Consider the following 12388-nt stretch of genomic DNA (forward strand, 5'->3'; position numbering starts at 1 on the left):
ATTTTCCGTGGGCTCTTGGTCTCTGAGAATGTGTATAAGAGACAGATTAGATTGGGGTGATTGATCGTTCGAACCCGCTAACCTTCTTGGTTACTAACGCCCATGTTATCCGACCACGTTGAGCCGGTGGTTAGAAGTTCTCTGGTGGGGCATGCTGACTCAAGTAGACTAAACGCCATTATGCCAACTAATGTAGTGTGATAGTTTTGAAGAAAAATTGACCTACCTTCATCCCTGATACCGGAAAGTAGGCTCTTGCCTCCATTTTCCGGGCCAGGCAAGAACCCTGATGGGCTTATTGATTCAGCAATTATTTTGAAGCTAACTAGCTCGTTGTAAGGCTTTCCTATGCATAGGGAAACCATTAACAGTTCGGTAAATATATCAAGGTTGTTGTCACCAAGAAAAATTCTCTTCCAGGCAGGCAGCCAGGTTCTTATGTAGCTGGTGGTTGCTGGTGTTAGAGAGTCAGGTGATGCGCCAAAGTTTGTTATGTAGAAAACTTCGTGAGTTAGCGCATAGGCTGAATCATTTTCGATGATCCATGGCTCTGGGCGATGATATGACCACGTAAGATCAGGCGAGTAGTTTAAGCTTTCAAACACTTCCAGGTCGCACAATGCCCTATTTAGATCCAGGCGGCGCCAGTAAGGGTATTGAATGGATTTTGAGAACTCTGACTCTGAGAAGTTTTTTATCAATCGCCCTAGGGATTCGTTTTTTATGTTGTTTCGATAAAATGTTGCGTAAAGAGAGCTAATCATCATTAGTCCTGGGCGACTGATTAGCGCCAACTTGAGGAAGTCGCCAGAGTCGAGCTCTAGCCAAGCCCACTCTAGCAACTCTCTCGCTGCTACGGAATGCAAATTTCCTCGGATCATTAGGTCGCAGCAAAGAGCGAGCTCACCAATTGGCTTAAGCAGAATAAGCTGCTCATCAGTTGTTTTGCCTAACTTGTGGGAAAAATTATCTCGATTGGCTACTACCCAGTTAATTAGCTTTAGCACCGCCTCCACATTTTTTTCAATGTTCATATGCGCTCCCTATGCGGCACTAGATTGGCCATTTTTAGCCACCACTTCAATTTTGCATCAGCCATTGACTCGGCCGTTATGTTTATGTAATTAACTGCTTGCTTTATCGAGAGAGCTTCCGTCTCACTCAGTTCGCGTTTCGCGGATAAGGCAGCATGAACCCAAAATATTGATTTGAATAAATCTCGTGAAGAAAGTGAGAGCACCAACTCTTCACACGGCTTGATTGCAAATGAATCCGTGGTGTTTTCGTTGAAAATTATTCCATACTTGAATAGCTCTTCAGTGCAATTGGATTCACTTATATCTCTATGTATTGATGGGGGCTTTTGTGGGTAATTTTTTATGACGGACTTAATAAAATCTGCGCTCGGTGTATTTGTTAAAAATACTTCACTATAATCGGCTAAGCATGACAGTATCTCCTTCGGGGCGACTATCTCTTCGAGTTTGTATGCTGCAAGAATATCAAGGGAGAAAAGGGAAACATTCAATGCTTCCTTGGCTGAAATTGATTCAGCTCTTAAAAAGGCTTGAATGCTCCCGATGCCTGATAACAATATCTTATAGTTCAATTTCACCACGCTTACGTTAAATTTCGTCGATTTTTACCCATGTTGTATCGAATCTAACCAAGAATTGAGGCGTTATTGTTCCAAGTCCAACGTAGGCCTTTAGATCCTTTATTAGATCTCGCTCAGATTGGTCAAGTGAGTTTAAATCTCCAGAGGACAGAAGCTTTTCAAGCGCTATCTTTTGATCAGGGGTAGCATTTAGATTTGAAATATCCACTTCAATCGCTGTGCCTGTGTCTCCAGTGAGTCTGATTTTGGGTGTAGCTGAGACGGTCGTCGATTTCATTTTGAGATCCTTTGGCTGGATTTCAGTTGATTGGTTCGTCTTTGGCTTGTTTTTGAATTTTGTTCGCAGCGCTCCTTTCGTGCTCAGATGTGAGTTTCTAACTATAAATAGACGGCAAAAGTGGTGTAATGCTTTCCGGTGCTGTGTCTGATTGTGCTCCTTGCCTGTGCATCACTCCCTGCTCTGTCTCATGTGTCGCGCCAGAAATAGGAAAAGCGATATGGCTTTTGGCCACATCCCGAAGCCTAGCAGGTTATCTATGGTCTGCAATTGGCCGTTTGCAGCCAATGAGTCAACGCAAGGTTGTAACCGGCACGGATGGACCAAAGCTCATACACCGCCCACTCGCGTTTTCGTTCCAGCCTGCCCGCAGCGCATCGCCTTTTCATGGCCTTTCCCCGCACTGTCGCGTCTTTTAAGCTTGCTGAAACGTTTCATCGAGTTTATAAAGCGCAAACAACTCCAATAAAGGCGACCGCCATGACCCCGCTAAAACTCCTCGTTGCCCTCAGCGCATTCTCTGCCGCCTCCCACGCCATGGCCTGGGATTACGTGCTGCTCGACACCGACAAAGCCGCCCAGAACTGGCAAATCACCAGCCAGCAACTCGGCATCCAAACCGACAAGCCCTTCAGCGTCACCCTGCGCACCTTGCACGGCGGTCGGCAGGAGGGTGTGAGCATCGTGGATATCGACAACGGCACGTTGAAGCTCTCGGTAGTGCCGACCCGTGGCATGAACGTGTTGCAGGCGTCGGTTGGCGATGTGCGGATGGGCTGGGATTCGCCGGTCAAGGAAGTGGTTAATCCTTCCTTCATCGAGCTCAATGGCCGCGGTGGTCTGGGATGGTTGGAAGGTTTCAATGAGCTGGTTACTCGTTGCGGCTACGAATGGGTGGGGCATCCTGGCATCGACAACGGCGAACTGCTGACCCTGCACGGTCGGGCCGCGAATATTCCTGCGAATAAAGTCACCCTGCATATCGATGAAAAACCGCCCTACGCCATCACCCTGCGTGGCGAGTTGAAAGAGCAGGCGTTCAAGAAGGTCGATTTCTCTGTTGCGACCGAACTGGTCACCGAGCCTGGCAGTGTGGTGTTCGCCCTCAACGACACGCTGACCAACAATGGCGATTATCCGAAGGAATACCAGGCGCTGTATCACAGTAATTTCAGCACGCCGTTCCTGGAGCAGGGCGCGCGGTTCGTTGCGCCGGTGAAGCAGGTGTCGCCGTTCAACGACAAGGCCAAGGGCGAACTGGCCGACTGGCAAACCTATCGCGCACCGACCAAGGACTATGACGAAACGGTTTACAACGTGGTGCCGTATGCCGATGCCAAGGGCGATACCTTGACCGTGCTGCATAACAAGGCCGGCAGCCTGGGTGTTTCGGTTGGCTTCAATACGCAGACACTGCCGGTGTTCTCGCTGTGGAAGAACACTGATACCCAAGGGCAGGGCTATGTCACGGGGTTGGAGCCGGGGACGAGTTTTTCGTACAACCGTCGTTATCAGCGGCCATTGAACCTGGTGCCTACGATCGGGGCGAAGGAACATAAGCAGTTCCGGATCAGCTACAGCTTGTTGGCGGATAAGGCGGCTGTTGAAAAGGCCTTGAAGCAGGTCAGCGAGATTCAGGGTGGGCGGGAGACTGAGGTGCGGCAGACGCCTTTGGTGGATCTGACCAAGGGGTGACATTGGCTGGAGCCTTCACGCGGGGCCCGGCGTTCTTCATCGACGCCGGAATCGCCCTGCAACTGTAGGAGCGAGCTTGCTCGCGAAAAAACCACAGGCGCCGCGTTCACTCAGGAAGCCCGCGTTATCGTTGAAGTTCTTCGCGAGCAAGCTCGCTCCTACATTGGGGTTGGCATTGATATTGGGCCCTGTTCAGCGCAGGGCTTTCTGTCATCGACGGGCATGCATACTGGAATAACCGTATTTCAGGAGCATCTCCATGATTCGCAGGGCATTACCCGCCGACGCAAGAGCCATTGCCCAGGTGCATATCAGTAGTTGGCAAGACGCCTACCGTGACCTGATGCCTGCCCAGTTCTTGAGCGGATTGCAAGCAACGCTGGCTCGACGCGAAGCCCATTGGGTTCGCTCGATTGCCTCGGGTGAGTCAACGGTATGGGTCGCCGAGGTGGGCCAGCAGGTGGTTGGCTGGATAGCCGTCGGCGCCAGCCGTGACGAATACGCCGTGCAGGCCAATGCAGGTGAGGTCATGGCCATCTACGTACTCGCCGAGCATTGGCACACCGGCGTCGGGCGGGGCTTGTGGAATGCCGGCCTGCAAGACCTGTTGGCGCAAGGCTATGAGCGTTTAACGCTGTGGGTCTTGGCCGGTAATGAAAGGGCGATTCGATTTTATCGCCGGGCGGGGTGCGTCGAGGAGGCCGGGACAGAGCGCCATCTTGAGAGGGGCGGTGTGGCGCTGGTGGAGGTGAGGTATGGTTTGCCGTTGAGATAGCCTAGGTATTTACGCAACTTGGGCATCAGTGGGATCTTTGTCGGCTGCCAGGCCGTCATCGCAGGCAAGCCAGCTCCCACATTTGGATCGCGGGGCATCAGTTATGTCAGCGTCGGCTGCCAGGTCGTCACGGGAGCAAGCTCCCTCGCCACAGGTGCAGCGCCGTACTGAAGGTAGGTGGATACCGATGGCGGCCATCTTCACAGGCGCATTCACACCTCCCTCATGCCTTACGCGCAGTCAACAACACCGCCGCGGCCGCTGACAACAAACCCGCGCAGCAGCGATTGAACAGGCGCTTGCCCTTCGGCTCGGCAAACCAGCGGCGCATATGCAGGCCCATATAGGCGTAGGCGCTGATAGCCACCCATTCCAAGGCCAGGAACATCACACCCAGCAGGGCAAATTGCGCGGTGATGGGTTGGCCGGGCACCACGAATTGCGGGAGGAAGGCGGTGAAGATCAGGATCGCTTTGGGGTTGCCCGCCGCCACCAGAAACTCCTGCCGAGCCAAGGCCCACAGGCCCACCTTCCCCGTTGCGGTGTCCACCTGCTGCTGCGGGTCTGCGCGCCATAGCTGATATGCCAGGTAAAACAGATACGCCGCGCCGAGAATCTTGATCCCGTAGAACAACAACTCCGAGGTTTGCAGTACCACCGCCAAGCCAGCGGACGCGAGGGCGATCATGCCGGCGAAGGCCAGCAGACGGCCGAGACCGGCGAGGCAGGAGGTGCGGTAGCCATAGCGGGTAGCGTTGCTCACGGATAGCAGGTTATTGGGGCCGGGGGCCATGTTCAGGGCGAAGCAGGCGGGCAGGAAGAGGGCGAGGGTGGCGAGGTCCATGGCGGCTCCGGGTTGGCAGGTCGGGGTGTCTTGAGGATAAACGCATGAAGCGCGGTTTAACACTCCGTGGCTGGGCTTATGGCCCCGCGAGCGCTTCAGGTGCCGCGCCAAACAACCGATCAGCAATTTGCCTGCCCCGTTCCAAGCCTTCCTGCGTCAACCAAATGGACTTGTTTTTGTTCACCGGATTACTGATAAAACCTTGCTCGTGGAGTCGGTTCATTATTTGAAAGTCGTGGCCTTTCCATGAGTTGCCGTTATCAAAGCTGAAGGTGGTCAGCAGGGCAAGTACGGCTTCCTCAATCAGTTTTTCGTCGTATTCCATATTGGGTACTCCGCTTGAGTTACACAGACCCTGTCGAGCTTAGCGCAGCATTCGCTTGAAGCGTTATGATGCCAATTCCTGTTTTGGTCATGGACGGAAAAATCTTGGCGACTCGCTCTGGAAGTCACACATTGGGTGCACCGTCCGAACTCGATTATTACGATTACAGGTCAGTGCCATTGTCGGCTGAGATCAGCGCGCTGGATGCCTGGAACATCATGACCGCCGAATCAGGGCCGCTGTTGCGATTGGCCTTTCGGATCAGGGATGGGATTTCTTCAAGGTTTGGCGTAAAGCGCATCGGCGGGTTCTCCGGCAATCGGCGCGTGACGGTGCAAGCGGGTGAGCGGCTTGATTTTTTCTTGGTAGAGGACTGCGCGCCGGATAGGCTGGTGCTGACTGAGCGTGACCGGCACCTGGATGTGATGATTTGCCTTTCAATTGCTGATCGTGTGCTGACGATCACTTCATCGGTGATCACCCACAACACCTTCGGGCGCCTTTACATGCTACCGGTGGGGCCGGCGCACAAACTGATCGTCAATCGGTACATGACGCGCTTGCAGCGCAAGCTGCAACAGCTTTGAACCCAGAACAGGCTCACACAACGCAACCTGTTCTCGGTTGGAGATGTCGAGCTTCAGCGATACAGCGAAAGCGCTGGATCACGGCGCAACGCTCCACACCGCCAGTTCATACCCATCCAGGTCGGTAAAGTGGAACCGGCTGCCACCAGGAAACGAAAATGTCTGGCGGGTTATCACCGCTCCCAGCTGTTGAAGCCGCTGCTGCACACTGTCCAAGTCATCTGCGTACACGATAACCAAGGGGCCGCCCGGCCGCACAGGCTCGCCGGTGGTGAAACCACCCGTGAGCCGGCCATCGCTGAACTCGCTGTAGGTGGGGCCGTAATCCACGAAAGTCCAGCCGAATGCAGCGCCGTAGAAGGCTTTGCTGCGGGCAATGTCGCTTACGTTGAATTCGATATTGTCGATCTGTCGGTCTCTGCCACGAGTACTCATGGGGGCTTCCTTGGCCGGTGTGCAAGGCCGGAGTGTAGCGTACCTCACATCCTTTTCATTCACCGATAGGGCCTTTGTGATTAGGCAATATCTCTGGACACTGCATCCAGCCAAGGTGTGCTTATCTTTGTCGAGGGTCACTCTAGAATGGCGGCGTACTTCTCCCAATTAAAGGAATGTTGTCATGCCTAATCATTCAATCAATGGCAAGGTTGCACTGATCGCAGGTGGCGCGAAGAACCTCGGCGGGTTGATCGCCCGCGATCTGGCCAAGCATGGCGCCAAGGCTGTGGTCGTGCACTACAACAGCGATTCCAGCCAGGCTGACGCGAACGCAACCGTCACCGCAATTGAGGCGCTAGGCGCGAAGGCTGTGGCCTTGCAAGCAGACCTGACCACGGCGGGAGCGATGGAAAAACTCTTCAACGATGCCGTCGCGGCAGTCGGCAGGCCGGACATCGCGATCAATACCGTGGGCAAGGTGCTGAAAAAGCCAATGGCTGAAATCACGGAGGCGGAGTACGACGAGATGATGGCCGTCAATTCCAAGACTGCGTTCTTTTTTATCAAGGAAGCCGGCAAGCACCTCAATGACAATGGCAAGATCTGCACTATTGTCACTTCACTGCTGGGCGCTTTCACGCCCTTCTACGCTGCATATGCCGGCAGCAAGGCGCCGGTAGAGCAATTTACGCGAGCGGCGGCGAAGGAGCTGGGCGTTCGGGGTATTTCGGTCACAGCAGTAGGGCCGGGGCCGATGGACACGCCGTTCTTCTACCCGGCCGAAGGTGAGGATGCGGTCAGTTACCACAAGACGGCTGCCGCGCTGTCGCCGTTCTCGCGCACGGGCCTGACAGATATTGAGGATGTGGTCCCGTTCATCCGTAACCTGGTCAGTGACGGCTGGTGGGTGACTGGCCAGACAATTTTGATCAATGGCGGCTACACCACCAAGTAAACGGTCAACGCACAGGCGCAGACGTGGTGAGCGCCGATCGATCCGTGCCCCCCGAGCATTGAGAGCCCATGGATAGAATCGAACAGTACCGCGTCTTCGTTCAGGTCGCAGAGCTTGGCAGTTTCATACAAGCGGCACGGCTGATGAGGCTGCCACGCGCAAGCGTGTCGGCCGCCATTCAACAGCTGGAGACCAATGCTGGCACTCGACTGCTGCACCGGACAACCCGCAAGGTCTCCCTGACCGCCGATGGCACCCAGTTACTGCTGAAGGCGCGCCAGGTCTTGCTGGACATCGATGATATCGACCAACTGTTTAACAGCCATCAGGAACAGGTCATGGGCCGTCTGGAAGTGGACGTGCCCAGCCGCATAGCGCGGCGCCTGGTGATGCCTGCGTTGGCCGAGTTTCTCCGCCGCTACCCTGGGCTCCAACTCGGCCTGGGCTCCACCGATCGCGCCATTGATTTGGTACAGGAAGGCGTTGACTGTGTCATTCGTTTTGGCACCCCGCAGAACAGCAGCCTGGTGGTGAAACCGTTGGGCAAGGTGTTGCTGGTCAATTGCGCGAGCCCCGCATACTTGGCGGAATTCGGGGTGCCCACACAGCCTTGCGATCTGCAAAACCGGCATGTCTGTATCGGCTACAGCACGAGCGCAGGCGGGCAGGAAACGGCCTGGGAATATTGCGTCGATGGCACCGCGCAGGCTGTCATGATGCCGAGCCGTGTGGTGGTCAATAATGCCGAAAGCTATATCGCAGGATGCTGTGCAGGGCTTGGCTTGATTCAGGTGCCGTTGTTCGATGTTCAGCATTTATTGGACAGCGGCGAATTGGTGGAGGTGATGGCGGCCTATCGGCCGGCCCCCATGTGCGTTTCAGTCCTGTACCCGACTCGCCGCCAACGCTCTCGTCGCCTTGGCGCGTTCATCGATTGGTTTGCCGCCTTGATGGCTCCGCATCTGGAACCTTGATGCACTCCAGCGCTCTGCCCACCTGTTCTCTCTGACTCGCCATGTTCCGGGTTGGGCTCAAGGATGAAATCTGCGCCCCAACGCATCCAGCCGCACCGCGATCGGTGGCAGGCGTTCGCTGCTGCGGGCGAGCGTCTCGACGTCGTCGGCGGTGTTCTGGGCGATGCTTTGCACCGACTGCAAGCGCTCGACGATCTCCAGGTTTGCCGAGGTCTGCTCGCGGGTGGTGGTGACGATGTGGCCGTTGAGTTGGTCGATGTGCGCGATGTCCTCGCCCACAGCCCGTAGCATGTCCACGGCCACCTGGCTGTCTGCCACGCAGCGCTCTACGCCTTCGCGGCTGGCGTGCATGGCTTCGACGGCTTGGCGGCTGCCGTGTTGCAGGCCCTCGATGATGCTCTTGATTTCCTGGGTGGAGAGGGCGGTGCGCTGGGCCAGGCTGCGCACTTCATCGGCCACCACGGCAAAGCCACGGCCTTGCTCGCCGGCGCGGGCGGCCTCGATGGCGGCGTTGAGGGCCAGCAGGTTGGTCTGGTTGGCGATGCTGCTGATCACTTCCAGCACCGAGCCGATTTGCTCTGCCTGCACCGCCAGGGATTCCACGGTCGACTCCGTGCCGTTGATGCGCGAGGCCAATTGGCTGATTTCATGTTGGGCGCGGCCGACGCTTTCCTGGCCGCGCACAATCTGCTGGCTGGCCTGGCCTGCATGTTCCACTGCCTGTTCGACCTGCACCGTAATGTGGCCCATGGCGTCTTCCATGCGCTGCATCGAACCGGTCATTTCGCCGATCTGGGCCAGTTGATGCCGTGCGCCTTTTTCCAGGGTGCCGCTCGCGCTGGCCAGTTCCTGGCCGAGCTGGCCCAGGCCATGGGAGTCGCGGGCGACGCCGTCGATCAGGTGGGTGAGTTGCTGCAGGAAGTGGTCGAACCGCTTGGCGAGGGATACGTGGGCCTTGCCTTCACCTTGGGCGGTTTCCACCGTGAACTGCGAGGTAACGGCGAGCATCTTCTCCAGCATTTCCTGGCTCTCCACCGCTTCGGCCTGGCTATGGAAGGCCAGGTAGAGCAGGGCGACGGTCTCCATCACCACATAGAAGGCGTGGACGAACACCATCGTCCAGCCGCCGTGATGCTCCATCACAAATACAGGAAAACCCTGGTGCTGCAAGGCATGGAACACCACGTGATGCACCGCGATGGTCAGTGCCGCCACCAAAATCGGCAGCCAGTCACGGTAGAAGGTCAGCACCGCCAACAGCGCGAAAATGCCGAAGTGGGATTCGATCACTCCGTGCGCCTGGTTGATGTGCAACGCCGCCATCACCATCAAGCCGGCGCCCAGTGCACAGCGCATCACGCGGGTGCCGCCGATGACGCGATACAGCGCCGTGAGCACCACGCCGGTGCCCCCACCGACGATCACGGCCTGCATGAGGGTATCGTGCCAGAACGCCAGGCCGAGGGAGAACAGGCACATCAGCCAGATCAATGCCAGCATGATGCGGTCGGCCTTGCGATAGTGCTCTTGAAAACGAACGGGCATTCACTCTTACTCCATGAGAGGGGGGCGTCGAGGTCAAGCAAGCACGCGGTGTGCCACACAGGCGCGCCGCTGTGGAGTCAAGCAGATATTCAGGATTGTTGCCGGTTACCCACGCGTTATCGGCATGTGGGCGTGGGACTTTAAGAACGGCTGCCCGAGCGGGCAGCCGAGGTGGGCATGGGGCTCAGAAACTGTACTTGGCGGTCAGCATCATATTGCGGGGGCTGCCATAGGAGTCGCCACCATAAGTCACTGAGTTGGAGATGGACTGGTAGTAGTGGCGATCGAAGATGTTGTTGGCATTGAGCTGCAAGTCCAGGTGCTGATTGACCCGGTAGCCCGCCATCAAGTCGGTGACGGCGTAGCCGCCTTGCTGGAGCCGGTAGTTGCTGCCATCCGCTAGCTTGATGTCGTTGTACATGCGGCTCTGCCAGGAGATATTGCCGCCGACCCGGAGTTTTTCCAGCGGGCCCTGGAAGTTGTAGCGTGTGGTCACTTTGAACAGGTGCTCCGGGATGTCGGTATCGAACTGCTTGTTGACCTTCTGCGGGTTGGCGTCGTCCTTGATGGTGTGGGTGCGCGCATAGGTATAGCCGCCGCCGACCTGCCAGTTTTCGGTCAAGGCGCCTTGCAGTTCGAAGTCGATACCCTGGCTGCGGATTTCGCCCGAGGCCTCGGCACAGGACGCCTGCGGGCAGTTGGGCACCACCACGGCCACGGCGCGGTTTTCCTGGTCGACGCGGAACAGCGCCACGCTGGCATTCAGCGCGCCACCAAAATATTCGCCTTTGACGCCAACCTCATAATTTTTACCGACGATGGGTTTGAGCGGAGTGCCGGCTGTGCTCTTGTCTTTTTGCGGCGTGAAGATGTCGCTGTAACTCACATAAACCGAATGCTGGTCGTCCAGATCGTAGATCAGGCCGGCGTAGCGGGTGAGGTTGCGGGTGACCTTGTAGCCGCCAGCGGCATCACGGTTGTCGTAGTCGTACCAGTCCAGGCGAGCGCCGAGGATCAGCTTCAGCGGGTCGGCCAGGCTCAGGCGGCTGGTCAGGTAGAAACCGTCCTGGGTGGTGACTTCGCGAACGTTGTTGGTGCGGGTGAAGTTCGGCTTGCCCGCATTGATCGGCCAGTTGAGGTCGTAGGGGCTGTAGTTGTGGGTGGTCATGTCGTAGATGCGCTTGCTGGCGCCCACCACCAGTTCATGGGTACGGCCGAACGCCTCGAACGGGCCGCTGGCAAAGGCGTCGAGCCCGGCCTGGTTTTCATCGTAGCTGGCCTGGTACACCGTGCGGGCGAGGGTGTCGTTGGTCCAGCGCGATTGGTAGGAGCCGGAGAACAAGGCGTTCTGTTCGGCATAGTTGGCGTTGACCTGCAGGCTCCAGTCGTTGGCCAGGCGCTGGCGCAGCTCAGCGAACACGGTGTTGATTTCCTGGTCCTTGTTCTCCCAATCGGTGCCTGGGTTATAGGAGCGCGACAGGCCCAGGTGGCGCCCATCCAGGCCGACCATCGAAGCGCCCCAGAAGTAGTTGGTCTTGTCCTTCTGGTTCGAGTAACCGAGGGTCAGGGTGGTGTCTTCGCTCAGGTCGGCTTCGGTGACGGCATAGAACAGGCCATGATCCTGCTCGGCCTTGTCGATAAAACTGTTGGCATCGCGGTAAGAGGTGACGACGCGGCCGCGCCAGGTGCCACTGTCATTGAGCGGGCTGGAGGCGTCGAGCTCGCCACGGTAATCGTCCCAGCTGCCGACGGCGCCGGTGAGGGTAACTTTCTGCTCATCCAGTGGCCGCTTGCGGATCAGGTTGATGGCGGCCGAAGGGTTGCCTGCGCCGGTTACCAGGCCGGTAGCGCCGCGCACCACTTCGACGCGGTCGAACATTGCCAGGTTCGGCTGGGCGCCTACCGACGCACCGTTGTAGCCGCTGGGGATACCGTCATACATGAGGTTGTCGATATCGAAACCGCGTGCGGTGAAGGCTTGTCGCCCAGGGCCGTTGGAATAATTGAGGAACAGCCCCGGCGTGGCGTTGACCACGTCGTTGATGCTGGTCATGGCCTGGTCATCCATGCGCTGGCGCGTGATTACGGTGACGGCCTGCGGGGTTTCGCGCAGGGTCAGCGGCAGTTTGGTCGCGGTCTTCATCGAGCCGGTGGTGTACGACTCGCTGCCTTCGGTGGTTGCGCCAAGCTGTTGGCCCGAGACCTGGGTAGCGCCCAGCTCGATGGTGGCCGGTGCTTCGGCGTCGGCGGCAATGGCCGCATTGGAGGTTGCTAACGCGATAGTGATTGCCATCAGACTGGGTGTAAAAACGTTGCCGCCGCGTTGTTGCACAGACATGAAAGTAGGGCTCCCCA

13 protein-coding genes are annotated in these 12388 nt (G+C 57.1%); 5 read left to right on the forward strand and 8 right to left on the reverse strand.

What is annotated here, in order from left to right; all coding sequences use genetic code 11:
* Positions 1–77: 77 nt before the first annotated feature.
* Genes GIW79_RS21105 through GIW79_RS21115 form a run of 3 tightly spaced genes read right to left on the reverse strand, consistent with a single transcriptional unit; the run spans position 78 to position 1895 of the window.
* Positions 78–1034, reverse strand: coding sequence for a DUF6895 family protein (locus GIW79_RS21105; RefSeq protein WP_072446384.1), 957 nt, complete (start codon positions 1032–1034; stop codon positions 78–80).
* Positions 1031–1615 carry a hypothetical protein gene (locus tag GIW79_RS21110; protein WP_186527542.1) on the reverse strand — a complete coding sequence of 195 codons (585 nt, stop codon included), beginning with the start codon at positions 1613–1615 and terminating at the stop codon, positions 1031–1033. Before GIW79_RS21110 ends, GIW79_RS21105 begins: the two co-directional genes overlap by 4 nt.
* 10 nt (positions 1616–1625) lie before the next feature.
* Positions 1626–1895, reverse strand: coding sequence for a hypothetical protein (locus tag GIW79_RS21115; protein WP_072446388.1), 270 nt, complete (start codon positions 1893–1895; stop codon positions 1626–1628).
* 480 nt (positions 1896–2375) lie between these two features.
* Here GIW79_RS21115 and GIW79_RS21120 point away from each other — a divergent pair, with 480 nt between their 5' ends.
* Together GIW79_RS21120 and GIW79_RS21125 are read left to right on the forward strand one after the other, a co-directional pair.
* A complete protein-coding gene (locus GIW79_RS21120; protein WP_236477412.1) occupies positions 2376–3590 on the forward strand; it encodes an aldose 1-epimerase family protein in 1215 nt (404 codons plus the stop codon).
* Positions 3591–3849: 259 nt separating this feature from the next.
* Complete coding sequence (locus GIW79_RS21125; RefSeq protein WP_197900190.1) at positions 3850–4365, forward strand: GNAT family N-acetyltransferase; 516 nt, start codon at positions 3850–3852, stop codon at positions 4363–4365.
* 223 nt (positions 4366–4588) lie between these two features.
* Here the strand turns inward: GIW79_RS21125 and GIW79_RS21130 are convergent, their stop codons facing one another.
* Together GIW79_RS21130 and GIW79_RS21135 are read right to left on the reverse strand one after the other, a co-directional pair.
* Positions 4589–5209 (reverse strand): LysE family translocator, encoded by a 621-nt coding sequence (locus GIW79_RS21130; RefSeq protein ID WP_200647769.1) that lies wholly within the window; start codon positions 5207–5209, stop codon positions 4589–4591.
* Between the two features lie 76 nt (positions 5210–5285).
* Complete coding sequence (locus GIW79_RS21135; protein WP_003191615.1) at positions 5286–5534, reverse strand: DUF6429 family protein; 249 nt, start codon at positions 5532–5534, stop codon at positions 5286–5288.
* A 65-nt stretch (positions 5535–5599) separates the two neighbouring features.
* Here GIW79_RS21135 and GIW79_RS21140 point away from each other — a divergent pair, with 65 nt between their 5' ends.
* Positions 5600–6121: a DUF2867 domain-containing protein gene (locus tag GIW79_RS21140; protein WP_052199971.1), complete on the forward strand. Its 522-nt coding sequence runs from the start codon at positions 5600–5602 to the stop codon at positions 6119–6121.
* A gap of 78 nt (positions 6122–6199) precedes the next feature.
* On the opposite strand, the gene GIW79_RS21145 is transcribed toward GIW79_RS21140, so the two are convergent.
* Positions 6200–6556 (reverse strand): VOC family protein, encoded by a 357-nt coding sequence (locus GIW79_RS21145; protein ID WP_034127570.1) that lies wholly within the window; start codon positions 6554–6556, stop codon positions 6200–6202.
* A gap of 184 nt (positions 6557–6740) precedes the next feature.
* On the opposite strand from GIW79_RS21145, the gene GIW79_RS21150 reads away from it, so the two are divergent.
* Both GIW79_RS21150 and GIW79_RS21155 read left to right on the forward strand, forming a co-directional pair.
* Positions 6741–7514, forward strand: a complete 774-nt coding sequence (locus GIW79_RS21150; RefSeq protein WP_057975786.1) for an SDR family oxidoreductase — start codon at positions 6741–6743, stop codon at positions 7512–7514.
* A 68-nt stretch (positions 7515–7582) separates the two neighbouring features.
* Entirely contained in the window at positions 7583–8488 is a 906-nt protein-coding gene (locus tag GIW79_RS21155; protein ID WP_096142906.1) for a LysR family transcriptional regulator, read from the forward strand.
* Positions 8489–8545: 57 nt separating this feature from the next.
* Here the strand turns inward: GIW79_RS21155 and GIW79_RS29695 are convergent, their stop codons facing one another.
* Positions 8546–10033 carry a methyl-accepting chemotaxis protein gene (locus GIW79_RS29695; protein ID WP_236455890.1) on the reverse strand — a complete coding sequence of 496 codons (1488 nt, stop codon included), beginning with the start codon at positions 10031–10033 and terminating at the stop codon, positions 8546–8548.
* Between the two features lie 184 nt (positions 10034–10217).
* A complete protein-coding gene (locus tag GIW79_RS21165) occupies positions 10218–12371 on the reverse strand; it encodes a TonB-dependent siderophore receptor (RefSeq protein WP_236455892.1) in 2154 nt (717 codons plus the stop codon).
* Positions 12372–12388 lie beyond the last annotated feature (17 nt).

This window comes from Pseudomonas sp. PA-7-1E (assembly GCF_021605325.1).
In the GTDB taxonomy this organism is placed as follows: domain Bacteria; phylum Pseudomonadota; class Gammaproteobacteria; order Pseudomonadales; family Pseudomonadaceae; genus Aquipseudomonas; species Aquipseudomonas fluorescens_BV.